Origin of the sequence: Xanthomonas sp. CFBP 8152 (genome assembly GCF_014199025.1) — a bacterium.
In the GTDB taxonomy this organism is placed as follows: Bacteria; Pseudomonadota; Gammaproteobacteria; order Xanthomonadales; family Xanthomonadaceae; genus Xanthomonas; species Xanthomonas arboricola_B.
This window is the reverse complement of sequence record NZ_JACHNO010000001.1, coordinates 759,324-776,410: the sequence shown is the minus strand read 5'-3', so window position 1 is coordinate 776,410 and position 17,087 is coordinate 759,324. Positions and strand designations below refer to the sequence as shown.

The following is a 17,087-nucleotide window of genomic DNA, read 5'->3' as shown; positions in this document are numbered from 1 at the left end:
CAACGGCTTTGCTTACTGCGCGGCCTGATAACGCAATGTCAGCAGATAATTGCGCCCCGGCTGCGCATACCAGCGTGCGGTTTCGTACTGGCGATCGAACACGTTGTTGGCGGTGAGAGACACCTTCCAATCCGCGCTCACTGCATAGCTCACGCGCAGATCCAGCAACCCGTAACCGGCCAGGCGCTCGGTGTTGGCCAGATCGTCGAAGCGCTTGCCGGACCCGAACAGGCTCGCGCCGACGCCGAATGCACCGAAGTTGCGGTCCGCATCAATGCGCCCGCTCTGCCGCGCACGCCGCGGCAACCAGTTGCCGTTGTTGACCTCGCCATCGGCCTGCGGCTGCAGCCAGGTCAAGGCGCCGCGCACGGTCCAGCCGGCCAGCTCGGTGGCGTAGCCGGCTTCCACGCCGCGGATGCGCGCCTGATCGATATTGTTCGGCTGCCCGAACGGATGCGCCGCATCCACCAACGACGCGTCGTAGGCGATCAGATCGTCGATGCGGGTCTGGAACGCGCTCAGCGTCCAGGTGCCCCAGCCGTAGCTGCCGCGCAGGCCGAGCTCGGCGCTGCTGGAGGTTTCCGGCCCCAGCAACGGGTTGCCGAAGTCGGGGTAATACAACTCGTTGAAGGTCGGCGCCTTGAACGCGGTGCCGTAGCTGGCGGTCAGGCGCAGATGCTCGGCAACATCCCAGCCCCACAGCAGGCTGCCGGTGGTCTTGCCGCCGAACTGGCTGTTGTCGTTGCGACGCAGGCTGGCCTGCAACGACTGCGCACCGAAGCTCTGCTGCCACTGCGCGAATGCGGCGCGGTCGATGCGGCTGTCGGCATCGTAATTGTCGCTGCTGGCGATGGCGTCGCGCTGCCAGTCGAAGCCGACCGTGAACAGGCCCGCGCCGGCAGCGATATCGGCCTGCAACGCGCCCTGCTTGCGGCGGGTGTCGTAGGTGGACAGATACGCACCGTCGTAATACGCATCGCTGAAGTCGGAACTGCTGCCGACGCTGGCGGTGAGCTTGACCGCATCGGTAGGGGCGTAACGCACACGGCCACCGACCGCCTGCTGCACGCCTTTGGACAGGTTGCCGCCGAAGGCCGAGCCGTCGTATTCGTTACGGCTTTGCGCGCGCAAGGCATGCACGTCGGCGTCCCACTGGCGATTGAAGCGCCAGCCGCCCTGCATGCTCAGCGAATCGTTGCGGTAGCCATCGCGATCCGGGTCGTAGTCGCTGGAGCTGGTGTCCAGATACGCGTTGATGCCATCGGTTTCGTCATGCACCGCATTGGCCGAATACCAGCCGCCGCTTTCGCTCAGATCGCCTTCACTGCGCCCGGCCAGGCCCGCGCTATAGCGGCGCGCATTGTCGCTGCCGGCCGCCGCGCTGAAGGTGGGCACGAGGCGGCCTTGCGGGCGCCGGGTAAAGATCTGGATCACCCCGCCCAGCGCCTCGGAACCGTACAGGCTGGAGAACGGGCCACGCACGATTTCGATGCGCTCGATCTGCTCGATCGGCAGGTCCTGCAACGCCGCGCCGCCCGAGGTGGCCGAGCCGATGCGCACGCCATCGATCAGCACCACCACCTGGTCGGATTCGGTGCCGCGCAGGAACAGCGAGGTCGGCTTGCCCGGGCCGCCGTTGTTGGCCAGCGCCACCCCGGCTTCGCCACGCAGCAGGTCCTGCAGCGAATTGACCTGGCGACGCTCGATCTGCGCGCGGTCGATCACGGTGACCGGCGCCAGCGTCTGGTCCTGGGTCTGCGCAGTGCGCGAGGCGGTGACCACGACCTGGTCGAGATCGATGGCGGCCTCGGCGTGCGCCAGGGTGGCCACGCACAGCGACAGCCCCACGGCCAGCACCGCACGACGCGGCAAAACGGAAGAAAGGCACATCGACTGCTGCTCCTGGAACCGCGCCTACCCGCGCGGGGGCAATGGGGGGCGGCAAACAGCAACGGGCCAGGCGTCCAACGCCGCAGCGCCAGACGATCAAGGCCACGCCCACCGCGTGCCGGTTCAATCCCTCAGGCCGGTCTCCGGGCTCGCGAGTGGAAGCCTGCGCCTCCGATGCCGCGCCTTCCCATGCGACTGCACAGTGGCGTGTTGCGGCATCTGACCTCGCCCACCGTTGCGGGGGCAGCTCCGGCATTGCAGCTCGCCAAGGCGATCCGCGCACCGGATTCCCGTTTAAACCACCGCAACTCCGGCAGTCACCTCAGGGGCGCGCATGGTAGCAGGATTGTCCGGCGTCGCCTCGGCGGTCTCCGGCAACCGGCCAAGCGCAGCGCGTCGCCGCGCACCGGGGGGCCGATTCCTTCTCCCACCGGGAGAAGGTGCCCCGAAGGGGCGGATGAGGGTACGGAGCGAAGCCTCATGCCATGGATGGAAGCAGCATGCTGGGGATGCCGGCATGTCCGCATGCCTGCCACCGAGCGTCACCTCGCACATGCGAGTGGGCTTCGCCCCCGCACCCTCACCCCAACTCCCGCTCTGCGTCCCGGCCCGCGCTTGCGGCGCGGGCGCTCCAAGGCACGCGCGCCCATGGCGCGCCAGCTTTGCCTCCTCGCCCCGAAGGGAGAGGGACTTCGAGCCGAACTTCATTGGCGTGTTCAAGATTTCCGGGTCATGGAAGTGACGTGCCGAGACGGCAGCGTGGCCGGGGATCGGCGGAGAGCGGCACACGGATGTGCCGCGACGGCGAGTCAGACAGGATATCTGCCGAGCCGAAAAGCCGATCCCCGGCCGCGCTGACGCCCTGACCGAAGCTAGTACCGACAGGCAGTGTGCTTCGCCGTACCCTCACCCCAAGCCCCACTGCGCGCCCCGGCCCGCCCTGCCAGCGCGGGGGCACCACGTCACGCGCCGGTGGCACGCAAGCTGCGCCTTGGCGCCACGTTGGAGAGAGGCCAGCTCGCCCTTCGCCTATTCCAACCAGAAAGGGGCTCTAAAACCTCACGCCCCCTGCAGCGCCTGCTCCAGATCCGCCAGCAGGTCGTCGATATGCTCGATGCCGATCGACAGCCGCACCGTGTCTTCGCTGACCCCGGCATGTTCCAGTTCGGCCGGTCCCAGCTGACGGTGCGTGGTCGATGCCGGATGCGTTGCCAGCGACTTCGCATCGCCGATGTTCACCAGCCGGGTGAACAACTGCAGCGCATCCAGAAAACGCGCACCGGCCGCGCGCCCGCCGTGCAGGCCGAAGGTCAGCACGCCCGAACCATGCCCGCCCAGATACTTCTGCGCCAACGCATGCTCCGGATGCTCCGGCAGCGCGGCGTAATTGACCCAGGCAACCCGCGCGTGCTGTTGCAGATACGTCGCAATCGCCAGCGTGTTGGCATTGATGCGCTCCATCCGCAGCGGCAGCGTTTCGATGCCTTGCAGGATCAGGAACGCATTGAACGGCGACAGCGCCGCGCCGGTATTGCGCAGCGGCACCACGCGCGCACGGCCGATGTAGGCCGCTTCGCCCAGCGCTTCAGTGTACACCACGCCGTGATAGCTCACGTCCGGCTCGTTGAGGCGTGGAAACCGCTGCCTGTGTGCGGCCCACGGAAAGCGCCCGCTGTCCACGATCGCCCCGCCGATGCTGTTGCCATGGCCGCCCAGGTACTTGGTCAGCGAATGCACCACGATGTCGGCGCCGAAGTCGATCGGCCGCAGCAGCGACGGCGTGGCCACGGTGTTGTCCACGATCAGCGGCACGCCGTGCGCATGCGCCACCGCGGCCACGGCCTCGATATCGGTGATGTTGCCGCGCGGATTGCCGATCGATTCGACGAACACCGCCTTGGTACGTTCATCGATCAAGCCGGCAAACGCCTGCGGATCGCGATAATCGGCAAAGCGCGTGCCGATGCCGAACTGCGGCAAGGTATGCGCGAACAGATTGTAGGTGCCGCCATACAACGCACTGGAGGAGACGATATTGTCGCCGGCCTCGGCGATGGTCTGGATCGCATAGGTCACCGCAGCCTGCCCGGAGGCCAGCGCCAATGCAGCGATGCCGCCTTCCAGTGCAGCCACGCGCTGCTCCAGCACGGCGTTGGTCGGGTTCATGATGCGGCTGTAGATATTGCCCTGCACCTTGAGGTCGAACAGGTCCGCACCATGCTGGGTATCGTCGAACGCGAAGGCCACGGTCTGGTAGATCGGCACCGCCACCGCACGCGTGGTCGGATCGGGCGTGTAACCGCCGTGCACGGCGATGGTTTCGGGCTTCCACTGCGGATCGGTCATGGCACGGCTCGCTCGTTAGAAGACGAGGACGATACGCGGCTGCTGCTCTAACCCTCATGACAGCACGCCATGACGACATCGCCAACTGTCAGGTCCTGCAACGGCGCACCCGCGTGCCGGCAGTGGCTGCCGGCAACACTGAGCCCCTCCACCCGATCATCGCACCGGCTTGTGGTAGACGTCGTGCAACATCTTTTTGTACTGATCCATGGGAGGGAGGCCCATGCGGAGGCGACGCGCATCCAGGCCAGCTTCGTCCTCAGTGGGCTGCAACGACATGTAGCCATCCGCACCAGTCTGAAACTGGGTGCCGTAGCGTTGCGGCTTCCCTTGCGCGCGCAAGACGCGATCGGTGAGCAGCGCAACATCGTCAGGCGCTACATCCTGCCTCGCAAGCGCCGCTTCCATCAGTGCCAGCACCTGCGCCTGAAACGCGGGATCGGCGTCGGAGTGCTGCACAATTGTCCATGCTGCATTGGCGCCGTCTTCGCCCACCAGGCGCCGTCCCGGCCACCCCTGCGTTGCGACGACCTGCTTGAGCCATTCGGTGTTTTCGCGCGTCACCGGCACAATAGATGCCCAGTCGGCTGGCTTACCCCCAGCGGCGATTGCTGCATTTTGCGCGTGCTGATCCTTCTCCACGCGCGCAAGCAATTCCTGCCGCAATTGCGGATTCAGTGCCGCCTGCTGCGCACTGATGCGTTCGGCCTTCGCCAACAGCGAAGGCCACCCGCGCATCTTTCTTAGCCGATTCAGGCCAGGTCGATCCTTGCTGCGCAAATCATCGATGGAAATGCGCCCCCGTGGAATTTCCGCCTCGAGATAGCGCATCGCCTCGTCGGTCCGTTCCGCTGCCGCCAGACATTCTGCGCGCAGGAGTTCGCCATTCTGTGGCAGTTCGCCGGATGAGCGCTGCAATGCGCCCATCACCTCCGCGCAACGCGCATAGTCGCTTGCCTCGTAGGCCTTGAGCGCGGCGAAAATATCCGGCACTTCCTCTGCGTGCAGGGCACCCGCCAATCCGAAGGCGACGCCCAGGTAGATTGGAACATATGCAATACGCATCTGAAGTTCCTTGTCAGATGAGACGCTCGACTGGAGAAGCGCGCGATGGTTCGCCACGCTCCAAAACAACCCGAATGACGCAGACGAGCCGCCCACGCATCCTGCGGGACGACCCGCCCTCCGATCAAGCCTTTCCGAATTCCAGATGCCCGCCCTGCGCACGCACACGCACCGTATCGCCGCTGATGTAATGCCCGGACAGGATCTGCTGGGCCAGCGGGTTTTCCACCTGCGACTGGATCGCCCGCTTGAGCGGGCGCGCGCCATACACTGGATCGAAACCGACATTGCCGAGCAATTCCAGCGCGGCATCGTCCAGGTCCAGCTTGAGGCCGCGCTCGGACAGGCGTTTTTCCAGCCCGTGCAACTGGATGCGCGCGATCGACTTGATCTGCGCCTTGTCCAGCGGATGGAACACCACGATGTCGTCGAGCCGGTTGATGAACTCCGGACGGAAATGCGCCTGCACCACGCCCATCACCGCCGCCTTCATCTGCGTATAGGCCTCGGCGCTGCCGTCGCCAGACAGCTCCTGGATCTGGTGCGAGCCCAGGTTGGAGGTCATCACGATGACGGTGTTGCGGAAGTCCACGGTGCGGCCCTGGCCATCGGTCAGGCGGCCGTCGTCGAGCACCTGCAGCAGGATATTGAAGACATCGGCATGCGCCTTTTCCACCTCGTCCAGCAGGATCAGCGAATACGGGCGCCGACGCACCGCCTCGGTGAGATAGCCGCCCTCCTCATAGCCCACATAGCCCGGAGGCGCACCGATCAACCGCGAGACCGAGTGCTTCTCCATGAACTCGCTCATGTCGATGCGGATCATCGCCTCGGTACTGTCGAACAGGAAGTCCGCCAGCGCCTTGCACAACTCGGTCTTGCCCACGCCGGTCGGGCCCAGGAACAGGAACGAGCCGCTCGGGCGATTGGGATCGGACAGGCCGGCGCGCGAACGCCGCACCGCGTCGGAGACGACCTTGATCGCCTCGTTCTGGCCGACCACGCGCTGGTGCAGTTCGTCTTCCATGCGCAGCAGCTTGTCGCGTTCGCCCTCGAGCATCTTGTTGACCGGGATACCGGTCCAGCGCGACACCACTTCGGCGATTTCCTCGGCGGTCACGCGGTCCTGCACCAGCTTGAAGTCGTGATGTTCGACCTCGTTGGCCAGCGCCATCTGCTTTTCCAGCTGCGGCAGCACGCCGTACTGGATCTCGCTCATCTTGGCGTAGTCCTGGCGCCGTTGCGCGGCTTCCAGTTCCAGCTTGGCGTGCTCGATCTGCTCCTTGACCTTGGTGGTGCCCTGCAGCGCGGCCTTTTCCGACGTCCACAACTCGTTGAGGTCGTAGAACTCGCGTTCGAGCTTGTCGATGTCGTTTTCCAGATCGGCCAGGCGCTGACGCGAGGCGTCGTCCTTTTCCTTCTTCAGCATCTCGCGCTGGATCTTGAGCTGGATCAGGCGGCGCTCCAGGCGATCGAGTTCCTCCGGCTTGGAGTCGATCTCCATGCGGATGCGCGATGCCGCCTCGTCCATCAGGTCGATCGCCTTGTCCGGCAACTGGCGGTCGGTGATGTAGCGGTTGGACAAGGTGGCGGCGGCAACGATCGCCGGGTCGGTGATCTCCACGCCGTGATGCACCGCGTAGCGTTCCTTCAAGCCACGCAGGATGGCGATGGTGTCTTCCACCGTCGGTTCGCCCACGAACACCTTCTGGAAACGCCGCTCCAGCGCCGCGTCCTTTTCGATGTACTTGCGGTATTCGTCCAGGGTCGTGGCGCCGATGCAATGCAGCTCGCCGCGTGCCAGCGCCGGCTTGAGCATGTTGCCGGCGTCCATCGCGCCATCGGCCTTGCCGGCGCCGACCATGGTGTGCAGCTCGTCGATGAACAGGATGATCTGGCCTTCGTTCTTGGACAGGTCGCTGAGCACCGCCTTTAGCCGTTCTTCGAACTCGCCGCGGAACTTGGCACCGGCGATCAGCGCGCCCATGTCCAGCGACAGCACGCGCTTGCCGCGCAGGCCTTCGGGCACTTCGCCATTGATGATGCGTTGCGCCAGGCCTTCGACAATGGCGGTCTTGCCCACGCCGGGTTCGCCGATCAGCACCGGGTTGTTCTTGGTGCGCCGCTGCAACACCTGGATGGTGCGGCGGATCTCTTCGTCGCGGCCGATCACCGGATCGAGCTTGCCGCTCTCGGCGCGCGCGGTCAGGTCGATGGTGTATTTTTCCAGCGCCTGGCGTTGTTCCTCGGCGTTTTCCGATTGCACGGTTTCGCCGCCGCGCAGTTTGTCGATGGCGACCTCGATCTTTTTCTTGTCGCCGCCGGCCGCGCGCAGCGCCACGCCCAACGGGCTGGCATCGTCGGCCGCGGCCAGCACGAACCACTCGCTGGCGATGAAGGTATCGCCATGTTGCTGGGCCAGTTTGTCGGTCTGGTTGAGCAGGCGGTTGAGATCGTTGCCGATCGACAGGTTGCCTTCCTGCCCGGAGACCTTGGGCAGCGTGTCCAGCGCCTCGCCCAGCCGCTCGCGCAGCAACGGCACGTTGACGCCGGCCTGCGACAGCAGCGGGCGCGTGCTGCCGCCACTCTGGTCCAGCAATGCGGCGAGCACGTGCACCGGCTCGATGATGTTGTGGTCGCGGCCCACGGCCAGCGACTGCGCGTCGGCCAGCGCCTGCTGGAACCGCGAGGTGAGCTTGTCCATCCGCATGGGAAGAATCCTCTGAACTGGTGGCCGGCGACGCCGGCAATACCGTGCAGATGCGGTTGCTGTGCGGGGTTTCAAGGTTTGGCGAGTACGGCAGCGCCGATGCGGGGCAGCAGGACCGGCTCACACGGTGGCATATGGGCTACGCGATATGGGCTCGCCCGTTGGGCTTGGCCGACCCAGGCCGGCGGACAAATCGTTAGACGATCCGCCGCAGCGGCAGCGACGCAGGCGCCCCCAACGCCCTACTCCGCAGCAAGATTCTCCGCCGCCTCTGGCGTCGCCACTTGCGGCGCCCCCAGCAGACGCGACAGCACCTGCGCCTGGATTGCCGCCAGGGCCGGCGCGCCGGGTGCACGCGGATGCGGCACCGGCACCGGCAGGTCCAGGCCGACCTGGCCGTGCTCGATCAGCACGATGCGATCGGCCAGCGCACTCGCCTCGGCCACATCGTGGGTGACCAGCACCAGGGTGAAACCGTGCTGCCGCCACAACTGCACGATCAGCTGCTGCATCTCGATGCGCGTCAACGCATCCAGTGCGCCCAGCGGTTCGTCCAGCAACAGCAGCCGCGGCCGGTGCACCAGTGCGCGCGCCAGCGCCACGCGCTGGCGTTGACCACCCGACAACGTCGCCGGCCAGTCGCCGCCGCGTGTGCCCAGCCCCACCGCATCCAGTGCGGCCTGTGCCTGCGCGCGCCCGGCACGGCCCAGACCCAGCGCCACGTTGTCGATCACGCGCTTCCACGGCAGCAGCCGCGCGTCCTGAAACATCAGCCGCACCGCATCGCGCTGCGCTGCCAGCGCTGCATGACCGCTGACGACCGCGCCGGTATCGGCCGCCTCCAGTCCGGCGATCACGCGCAGCAAGGTGCTCTTGCCGCAGCCGCTGCGCCCGACCACCGCCACGCTGGCGCCGGGCGCAATCTCCAGGTCGATGCCGCGCAAGACCTCGCTGTCGCCGTAGCGCTTGCCGACACCGCGCAGGCTCAGCGGCAGGCCGGTGTCGGTCGCGCTCATCGGCGCAACGCCGCACGCTGTTGCTGCGCCGGATGCCAGCCCAGCCACCAGGCTTCCAGGCCGCGTGCGGCCAGATCGGCCAGCTTGCCGAGCAGCGCGTACAGCACGATGGCCACCACCACGATGTTGGTCTGCAGAAACTCGCGTGCGTTGGTCGCCAAATAGCCGATGCCGGAACTGGCGGAAATGGTTTCGGCCACGATCAGGGTCAGCCACATCAGGCCCAACGCAAAGCGCAGCCCGACCAGAATCGACGGCAACGCGCCGGGCAACAACACATCGACAAACAGCTGCGGGCCGCGCAAGCCGTAATTGCGCGCCATCTCGATCAAGGCCGGATCTACGCTACGGATGCCGTGATAGGTATTGAGATAGATCGGGAAGAAGGTGCCCAGCGCCACCAGGAACAGCTTGGCGCCCTCGTCGATCCCGAACCACAGGATCACCAGCGGGATCAGCGCCAGATGCGGCACGTTGCGCAGCATCTGCAAGGTGCTGTCGAGCAGGCGTTCGGCCACGCGCGACACGCCGGTGAGCAGGCCCAGCGCAAATCCGATGCTGCCGCCGATGGCCAGGCCCACCGCCGCGCGCCAGCTGCTGATCGCCAGGTGTTGCCACAACTCGCCGGTTTGTACCAACGTCACTGCGGCACGCAATACCGCATCCGGCGCGGGCAGGATGCGCTGCGGCAACCAGCCGCCGGAGGCCGCAATCTGCCAGGCCACCAGCAAGGCCAGCGGCACTAGCCAGGGCACCAGCACGCTGCCTAAACGCTGCGAGCGGCGACTCATCGCGCGGCCTTGCTGGTGGGGCGCTGCAGCAAGACAACGGCGTGCGCATGGCCGCTCACAGATGCTCGGCACGCGTTCTGGCCTGCGCATGCACTCCTGCTTGCGCGTGTATTCCTGCTTCCACGCATCACCTGCCTACCGCCTGCTTGCCTGCCGCTTGCACCGCGGCAACCGCGGGCGCACGCCATACCGCCTGCGCCACCAGCACGCGCCTGGGCAACAGGCGCTGCGCGTAGAACAGATCGGCAGTGCCCTGTTGCGCCTTGATGACCTCGGCGCTGAGCGGTTGCACGCTGGCCGGCGGGCGATGCGCCAGCGTGCGCTCGACCACCGCAGGCGACAATCCGCTGACCTGCGCCAGCACCTGGATGCTGCCGGCGCGGTCGCGCTCCAGCAATCCATCGGCCTGGTTGAGCTGCACCATCACCTGCTGCACGAACGGACCCCACGCGGTGGCGTAACGCCGCGAGGACAGAAAGAACCCACCGGTCAATCCCAGCCCTTCGCCGTTGGCGAGCAGGCGTGCGCTGCCATCCAGCGTCAATGCCGAATACCACGGGTCCCAGATCGCCCAGGCATCCACCTGCCCGGCCGCGAACGCCGCACGTGCGTTGGCCGGCGACAGATACAACGGCGTGATGTCGCGCATGCTCAGGCCGGACTTGGCCAACAGCCGCAGCAGCAGGTTGTGCGCGCTGGAGCCCTTCTGGAAGGCCACCCGCTTGCCCTTGAGGTCGGCCACGCGCCGCAGCGTGCTGCTGGCCGGCACCAGGATGGTCTCGGCCTTGGGCGTGGGCGGCACCCAGCCCACGTACAGCAGATCGGCACCGGCGGCCTGCGCGAACAGCGGCGGAATATCGCCCGCACCGCCCAGGTCGATGCTGCCCACGTTCAAGGCTTCCAGCAGCTGCGGGCCGGCCGGAAACTCGACCCAGCTGATTTTGGTGCGCGGAAAGCGCTGCTCCAGCAACCGATGCTGCTTGGTCAGCACCAGGCTGGATACCGCTTTCTGATAGCCGATACGCAGCTGCGCCGGCTCGGCCGCCAATGCGGGTTGCAGCCACGCGATGCCGGACAACAGCAACGCAGCAATCAAAAAGCGGTAGCGCATCGGAGCGTTCCTCATTGCCAGTCGGTGGAGGGTTTTTCCCAGAGGTTGACGCCACCCTCGACCGCAAAGCGATCGATCTCGGCCAACTCGTCCGCACTGAACTCGGGCGACTGCAAGGCCGCGACGTTTTCGACCAACTGCTCCGGGCGGCTGGCGCCCAGCAGTGCCGAGCTCACCCGCGCATCGCGCAGCACCCAGGCCAGCGCCAGTTGCGCCAGACTCTGCCCACGCCGCTGCGCGATCGCATCCAGCCCGCGTGCGCGCTGCAGGTTGGCCTCGGACAGATGTTCCGGCCGCAGCGACTCGCCGCCGGGACGATTCACGCGCGCGTCGCCGGGTACGCCATTGAGGTACTTGCCGGTCAACAGCCCCTGCGCCAGCGGCGTGAATGCGATCACCCCCGCGCCGACCTCGTCGGTCGCCTCGAACAGTTCGTGCTCGGCCCAGCGATTGAACAGGTTGTAGGCCGGCTGGTGGATCAGCAGCGGCACCTTCCACTCGCGCAGCAACGCGGCGATCTCGCGCGTGCGCGCCGCCGAATACGACGACACGCCCACATACAGCGCCTTGCCCTGCTGCACCGCGCTGGCCAATGCGCCGGCGGTCTCTTCCAGCGGCGTGTCCGCATCGAAGCGGTGCGAGTAGAAAATATCCACGTAGTCCACGCCCAGCCGCTGCAGGCTCTGATCCAGGCTGGACAGCAGGTATTTGCGCGAACTGCCGCCCTGCCCGTACGGACCCGGCCACATGTCCCAGCCGGCCTTGGTGGAGAGGATCAATTCATCGCGATACGGCTTGAAGTCTTCACGCAGCAGGCGGCCAAAGTTGATTTCCGCACTGCCATACGGCGGGCCGTAGTTGTTGGCCAGATCGAAATGGGTGATGCCCAGGTCGAAGGCGGTCCGCAGCAATGCGCGCTGCGTATCGATCGGCGTGCTGTCGCCGAAGTTGTGCCACAGGCCCAGCGACAGCGCAGGCAGGACAAGCCCGCTGCGGCCGACACGGCGGTAGGCGATACGGTCGTAACGATCGGGATGTGCGAGATAGGTCATCAGGGTATCCGGTGAGTCAGCGTGCGCTGAAGCGATTGACGGGGCGTGCCAGCCCCAGATGATCGCGCAGGGTGCGCCCTGCATATTCACGCCGGAACAGTCCACGCCGCTGCAGCTCGGGCACCACATGCGTGGCCACATCGGCCAGGCCGCCGGGCAGGTGCGGCACCAGCACGTTGAAACCGTCCGCAGCCTCGCCTTCGAACCAGGTCTGCAGCTCGTCGGCAATCTGTTTCGGTGTGCCGATCAGGCTGTAGTGCCCGCGCCCGCCTGCGATGCGCCGACCGAGCTGGGCAATGCTCAGTTGCTCCTGTCCGGCCAGCTCGGTGAACAACTGCTGGCGGCTGCGCTGGCCGGTTTCGGTGAGCGGCAATTCCGGCAACGGGCCATCGGGCGGATAGCCGGACAGATCGAAGTTGCCCAGCATGCGCGACAGCAGCGCGATGCCGACCTCCGGCTCCACCAGCTCCTGGAACTGCGCGAACTTGTCCTGCGCCTCGGCCTGGCTCTGCCCCACCACGATGAACACACCCGGCATCACCTTCAACGCATCGCGCGCGCGTCCGAACCGTTCCAGCCGGCCCTTGATGTCGGCATAGAACGCCTGCGCCTTGGCCAGCGACGATTGCGCGGTGAACACCACCTCGGCGGTTTCCGCAGCCAGCGCGCGCCCGGGCTCGGACGAGCCGGCCTGCACCAGCACCGGGTGCCCCTGCGGCGCACGCGCGATGTTGAGCGGGCCGCGGACCTGGAAGTGCGCGCCGCGATGATCCAGCACATGCAGCCGCACCGGATCGTAGTGCACGCCCGCAGCGGTGTCGGCGATGAAGGCATCGTCGTCCCAGCTGTCCCACAGCCCCGCGACCACCTGCTGGAATTCGCGCGCCCGCGCATAGCGCTCGGCATGCACGTAATGCGCGTCGCGGTTGAAGTTCAACGCTTCGTCGGCGGCATCGGAGGTCACCAGATTCCAGCCGGCACGCCCACCGGACAGATGATCCAGCGAGGCGAACTTGCGCGCCACGTGGTACGGCTCGTTGTAGCTGGTGGTCATGGTGGCGATCAGGCCGATGCGCTCGCTCACCACCGCCAACGCGCTCAGCAGCGTGAGCGGTTCGAACAGGCTGGAACGCGCCATCCGCGACGCCACCGGTCCACCGGCCGCAGCCAGGCTGTCGGCGAGAAACACCGCATCGAACTTGGCGGCTTCGGCGATGCGCACCATTTGGCGATAATGGTCGAACACCAGCGGGTCGGCACTGGCTTGCGGGTGCCGCCATGCGGCCACGTGATGGCCGGTGGCCATCAGGAACGCCCCGAGCGAGAGCTGTCGTGCAGCGCTCATCGCAGGCCACCGTGCGTGGTGCCTGCACTGCGCGAATCAGCGTCAAAAACCATCACGGACATGGTCAAAAATCCTTGTGCAGTTGCAGCCCGACATAGCGCTGGTCGTCGCGCGGCACCAGCCGGTACACGTTGCCGGTGGCATTGGCCAGCAATGGGGCGTACGAACGGTCGCCCAGATTGCGGCCGAGCACCGCCACCCGCCAGCCATGCACATCGTCGGCCAGCGCGATGCTGGCGTTCCAGATCGCATACGGGCCCTGGATGGTCTGCGGGGTCTGGCTGAGGTCGTACTGCACGCTGTCCTGCCAGCTCACGTCGCCGTTGAATTCCAGCGCCAGGCTGCCGCGCAACGGCACCCGGTAACCGGCGCGCAGATTGCCCTTCCAGTCCGGCGAAAACGGCAACGGCCGGCCATCGACATTGCAGTTGGCTGCCGCTGCGGTGGGGCAGGCAAACCGCTGGATGCGCGCCTGCGTGTAGGCCAGCGAGGCGGCCAGGCTGAGCCGCTCGGTGGGCCGGTAGTCCAGATCCAGTTCCAGGCCCTGCGTGCGCACCTGCCCGGCGTTGATCAGGCGCGTCACCACCTGCCCGGCCACGGTGTCGAAGAAGTTGGCCTGGTAGTTGGCGTATTCGGTATGGAACAACGCTATGTTCGCACTGAGGCGATCGTCCAGGGCACGCGCCTTCAGGCCCAGCTCCCAGGCATTGGAGGTCTCCGGCTTCAGCGGCGGCGTATCGCGCGGCTGCATGTTGAAGAACACGTTGTAGGCCGGGCCCTTGTAGCCGCGCGAATAGGTCAGGTAGCCGGTGGTCTGCGCATCGACGTCGTATTGCAGGCCGGCGCGGCCGGACACGCCGTTTTCTGCGGTGCTGCCACGGCTCGCGGTGGACGGCTGGATGCCGGTGACTGCGGTTGCGGAACTGGACACGCGCTGGTGCCGGTAGTCGAGCGTATCGCGGGTAAAGCGCGCACCCAATAGCGCACGCAGATCCGGCCGCCAGTGCCAGGTGGCCTCGCCGAAAACGGCATAGGTTTCCGCGCGGGTGGCGTAATCGGCCACACCCACAGTGCTGGCGGTCGGCGTCGTCACCGTGCGCCGATAGGTTTCGTCGCTGCGCGCATGCAGGTAATACAGCCCGGCGACCGCTTCCAGCGCACGGTCGCGCGGGGTCTGGATGCGCAACTCCTGCGAATACTGGGTGTAGCCCAGGTCGCCACGGTCGTGCGAGGACGGAAACGCCGCGCTGCGCTGCGCGGTGCGGTCGCCATCCTGGAACTGGGTGTTGTCCCATTGCCGCCACGCGCTGATCGAGGTCAGCAGCGCATCGCCGAGTTGCTGGTCCAGCTGCAGCGAGGCACCCTTGTTGATGTCGTCCAGATACGTGCGGTAATCGCTGTTGATCTGCCGGTTGTCGGCACTGGCGACGACCGGTGCCAGCGCCGCGGCGAAATCGGCACGCGTGCTGGCCACCACCACACCGCTGGGCGCGTCGCTGTGCGATTGCAGGTAGTCGGCGAGCAGCGTCGCGTTCAAGTCAGGGTTCGGGCTCAGGTCCAGCCGCAACCGCGCGCCGGCGCGGCGGTAGCCGTTGACGGTCTGGCCGTCGGCCACATTGCGCACGTTGCCGCCGTAGGCGGCCCACAACGCCGACACGCTGGCCTTCAGCAGCTCCGGCACCAGCGTGCCGCCGACGCTGGCACGCACGCGGTCTTCGTCGCCGCCAGCGAAGTGCGAGTAGTCCACAGAGCCGCCGAACAGCTCCGGCGCCGGCTTGCTGACGATATTGAGCACGCCGGCCGAGGCGTTCTTGCCGAACAAGGTGCCCTGCGGCCCGCGCAGGACTTCGATGCGTTCGACGTCGAGCAGGTCCAGCGTGGCCTGGCCCGGACGCCCCAGCACCACGCCGTCGATCACCGTGGCCACGCTGGGCTCGACCCCGGGCGAGGTGGAGATGGTGCCCACGCCACGCAGGAACAACGAGGTGTCCTTGTTGGAGGCACCGCTGCGAAAGGTCAGGCTGGGCACCAGCGCCGGCAGGTCGGCCACGCTGTTGCGATTTTCGCGCTCCAGCGTCTCGCCCTGCACCACCGATACCGCCACCGGCACCTGCTGCAAGGTGGTTTCCCGGCGCGTGGCGGTCACGGTGACCGCGCCCAGGGTCTGCGCACCGCGCTCCGGAGGCGCGGCAGCCTCGCCCACTTCATCGGCCAGCACCGGCGCACATGCCCATGCCAGACTCCACGCCAGCACCTGCGGCCTGGCCAACCATCTCGAAGCAGCGAGGATCCTTGCAGGGGTCCGGTGTCGCGCAGGCATGTACGTCCTTTCGTGGCGTCGGCTGTCTTGCAGCAGCGCGGGGGAGATGTGCGAATCGGCGAGCGCTGTGCATGCACGCCGACCCGGGCGCAGCGCAGGCCGAAGCGGCGCTGCAATGCGGTAGCGCATGCTGTTTGCAGCGGCCGCAAGCGTCAAATAACCAATGTTTAGGTGGTTATTCACTCACACGTCGCCGCGTGCCGGCCACCCGTGCCCAGCGCTCGCCAAGAACATCGCTGCACGACGCCAGGCCAATGGCGATAATGGGTATATGGATGCACCCAAGCCCTGGCACCTCTATCTGCTGCTGTGTCGCAACGGCAGCTATTACACCGGCATCACCAACGATCTGGAGCGGCGTTTCCAGGCGCATCAGCGTGGGACCGGTGCGCGCTACACGCGTGCAAATCCGCCGCTTGAAGTGCTCGCCAGCCATCCGTATGCGGACCGTGCCGCAGCCTCGCGCGCAGAGTGGCAGCTCAAGCAGCAACCGCGCGCGCGCAAGCTGGCCTGGTTACTGGCGCAACCGCACGACGGCACCGGGTCACAGCCCGCTGACGCTTCGATCACGCCCGCCTAGCCGCGCGGTTTCTACGCTGCAGCGTCGTCAATCGCGGAGCAGCGCATGCACTATCAGCTCTATTACTGGACCGGCCTGCAGGGCCGTGGCGAATTCGTCCGGCTCGCACTGGAAGATGCCGGCGCCGACTACACCGATGTGGCGCGTGTCCAAGGCGATGAAGTGATGAATGCCTTTCTGGAAGGCACCAAAGCCGGCGCGCAGCCATTCGCGCCGCCCTTCCTCAAGATAGGTGACGCAGTGGTTGCGCAAGTCGCGGCCATCCTGCATGTCATCGGACCGCAACTGCAGCTGGTGCCGGATTCGGACGCAAAGCGCATCCACGCATTGCAGTTGCAGCTGACCATCGCCGATCTGGTGGCCGAGGTGCACGACAGCCATCATCCGATCGCCACCGGCCTGTATTACGAAGACCAGAAAGCCGAAGCCGCCAAGCGCGCCAAGGATCTGCGCAACAACCGCCTGCCCAAGTTCCTGGGCTACTTCGAGCAGGTGCTGCAACAGGCCGGCGGAACGCACGTGCTGGGCACGCATTCCTACGTGGATCTGTCGTTGTTCCAGCTGATCAGCGGGCTGGAATACATGTTTCCCAAGCGCATGAAGACGCTGTCAGCCGAGTTGCCAGGCCTGAAAGCCCTGCAACAGCGGGTGGCCGCCCGCCCACGCATTGCGGCCTATCTGGCCTCCGAACGGCGCGTGGCATTCAATACCAAGGGCATCTTCCGCCACTATCCGGAGCTGGACGCGGCATAAGCGATGGCCGGGCGCGTTGCATCGCGTGCTGCCCAACCTGCGTTGCTCCCATGCTGGAATGGTGCACGAGGCTGCATCCATGCATGCAAGGCCGCATTCGGGCGGCCT

Annotated in this window: 12 protein-coding genes and 1 riboswitch; of the genes, 2 read left to right on the top strand and 10 right to left on the bottom strand. The window is 66.4% G+C overall.

What is annotated here, in order from left to right; translation table 11 throughout:
* Positions 1-12 precede the first annotated feature (12 nt).
* The 10 genes from btuB to FHT09_RS03150 form a co-directional block, all read right to left on the bottom strand.
* Positions 13-1,890 (bottom strand): TonB-dependent vitamin B12 receptor, encoded by a 1,878-nt coding sequence (gene btuB / locus FHT09_RS03195; protein ID WP_104607489.1) that lies wholly within the window; start codon positions 1,888-1,890, stop codon positions 13-15.
* Between the two features lie 116 nt (positions 1,891-2,006).
* A riboswitch (cobalamin riboswitch) is annotated at positions 2,007-2,230 on the bottom strand.
* A 719-nt stretch (positions 2,231-2,949) separates the two neighbouring features.
* Positions 2,950-4,236, bottom strand: coding sequence for an aminotransferase class I/II-fold pyridoxal phosphate-dependent enzyme (locus FHT09_RS03190; protein WP_104607487.1), 1,287 nt, complete (start codon positions 4,234-4,236; stop codon positions 2,950-2,952).
* Positions 4,237-4,392: 156 nt separating this feature from the next.
* Entirely contained in the window at positions 4,393-5,301 is a 909-nt protein-coding gene (locus FHT09_RS03185) for a DUF6624 domain-containing protein (RefSeq protein ID WP_104607486.1), read from the bottom strand.
* Positions 5,302-5,425: 124 nt separating this feature from the next.
* Positions 5,426-8,011 (bottom strand): ATP-dependent chaperone ClpB, encoded by a 2,586-nt coding sequence (clpB, locus tag FHT09_RS03180; protein ID WP_104607485.1) that lies wholly within the window; start codon positions 8,009-8,011, stop codon positions 5,426-5,428.
* Positions 8,012-8,253: 242 nt separating this feature from the next.
* Positions 8,254-9,027, bottom strand: coding sequence for an ATP-binding cassette domain-containing protein (locus tag FHT09_RS03175; RefSeq protein ID WP_104607484.1), 774 nt, complete (start codon positions 9,025-9,027; stop codon positions 8,254-8,256).
* Positions 9,024-9,818, bottom strand: a complete 795-nt coding sequence (gene ssuC, locus FHT09_RS03170) for an aliphatic sulfonate ABC transporter permease SsuC (protein ID WP_104607483.1) — start codon at positions 9,816-9,818, stop codon at positions 9,024-9,026. The genes FHT09_RS03175 and ssuC overlap by 4 nt, the downstream gene beginning before the upstream one ends.
* Before the next feature lie 127 nt (positions 9,819-9,945).
* Positions 9,946-10,944, bottom strand: a complete 999-nt coding sequence (locus FHT09_RS03165; RefSeq protein WP_104607482.1) for an aliphatic sulfonate ABC transporter substrate-binding protein — start codon at positions 10,942-10,944, stop codon at positions 9,946-9,948.
* Complete coding sequence (mgrA, locus tag FHT09_RS03160; protein WP_047127064.1) at positions 10,941-11,981, bottom strand: L-glyceraldehyde 3-phosphate reductase; 1,041 nt, start codon at positions 11,979-11,981, stop codon at positions 10,941-10,943. Before mgrA ends, FHT09_RS03165 begins: the two co-directional genes overlap by 4 nt.
* A gap of 16 nt (positions 11,982-11,997) precedes the next feature.
* Positions 11,998-13,326 (bottom strand): LLM class flavin-dependent oxidoreductase, encoded by a 1,329-nt coding sequence (locus tag FHT09_RS03155; protein ID WP_104607481.1) that lies wholly within the window; start codon positions 13,324-13,326, stop codon positions 11,998-12,000.
* 64 nt (positions 13,327-13,390) lie between these two features.
* Positions 13,391-15,646 (bottom strand): TonB-dependent receptor, encoded by a 2,256-nt coding sequence (locus tag FHT09_RS03150; protein ID WP_260283633.1) that lies wholly within the window; start codon positions 15,644-15,646, stop codon positions 13,391-13,393.
* Positions 15,647-15,917: 271 nt separating this feature from the next.
* Here FHT09_RS03150 and FHT09_RS03145 point away from each other — a divergent pair, with 271 nt between their 5' ends.
* Both FHT09_RS03145 and FHT09_RS03140 read left to right on the top strand, forming a co-directional pair.
* The gene (locus FHT09_RS03145) at positions 15,918-16,226 is read left to right on the top strand and encodes a GIY-YIG nuclease family protein (RefSeq protein WP_104536094.1); all 309 of its coding nucleotides are present in this window, start codon (positions 15,918-15,920) and stop codon (positions 16,224-16,226) included.
* Positions 16,227-16,271: 45 nt separating this feature from the next.
* Complete coding sequence (locus FHT09_RS03140; RefSeq protein WP_104607480.1) at positions 16,272-16,979, top strand: glutathione S-transferase; 708 nt, start codon at positions 16,272-16,274, stop codon at positions 16,977-16,979.
* The last annotated feature ends 108 nt before the right edge of the window (positions 16,980-17,087 follow it).

Excerpts from the sequence above, each read along its gene's own strand:
- FHT09_RS03175 (WP_104607484.1), bottom strand. The coding sequence starts at position 9,027 with ATGAGCGCGACCGACACCGGCCTGCCGCTGAGCCTGCGCGGTGTCGGC.
- FHT09_RS03165 (WP_104607482.1), bottom strand. The coding sequence starts at position 10,944 with ATGAGGAACGCTCCGATGCGCTACCGCTTTTTGATTGCTGCGTTGCTG.
- FHT09_RS03150 (WP_260283633.1), bottom strand. The coding sequence starts at position 15,646 with ATGCCTGCGCGACACCGGACCCCTGCAAGGATCCTCGCTGCTTCGAGA.
- btuB (WP_104607489.1), bottom strand. The coding sequence starts at position 1,890 with ATGTGCCTTTCTTCCGTTTTGCCGCGTCGTGCGGTGCTGGCCGTGGGG.
- FHT09_RS03140 (WP_104607480.1), top strand. The coding sequence starts at position 16,272 with ATGCACTATCAGCTCTATTACTGGACCGGCCTGCAGGGCCGTGGCGAA.
- FHT09_RS03155 (WP_104607481.1), bottom strand. The coding sequence starts at position 13,326 with ATGAGCGCTGCACGACAGCTCTCGCTCGGGGCGTTCCTGATGGCCACC.
- FHT09_RS03190 (WP_104607487.1), bottom strand. The coding sequence starts at position 4,236 with ATGACCGATCCGCAGTGGAAGCCCGAAACCATCGCCGTGCACGGCGGT.
- clpB (WP_104607485.1), bottom strand. The coding sequence starts at position 8,011 with ATGCGGATGGACAAGCTCACCTCGCGGTTCCAGCAGGCGCTGGCCGAC.
- FHT09_RS03145 (WP_104536094.1), top strand. The coding sequence starts at position 15,918 with ATGGATGCACCCAAGCCCTGGCACCTCTATCTGCTGCTGTGTCGCAAC.
- mgrA (WP_047127064.1), bottom strand. The coding sequence starts at position 11,981 with ATGACCTATCTCGCACATCCCGATCGTTACGACCGTATCGCCTACCGC.
- FHT09_RS03185 (WP_104607486.1), bottom strand. The coding sequence starts at position 5,301 with ATGCGTATTGCATATGTTCCAATCTACCTGGGCGTCGCCTTCGGATTG.
- ssuC (WP_104607483.1), bottom strand. The coding sequence starts at position 9,818 with ATGAGTCGCCGCTCGCAGCGTTTAGGCAGCGTGCTGGTGCCCTGGCTA.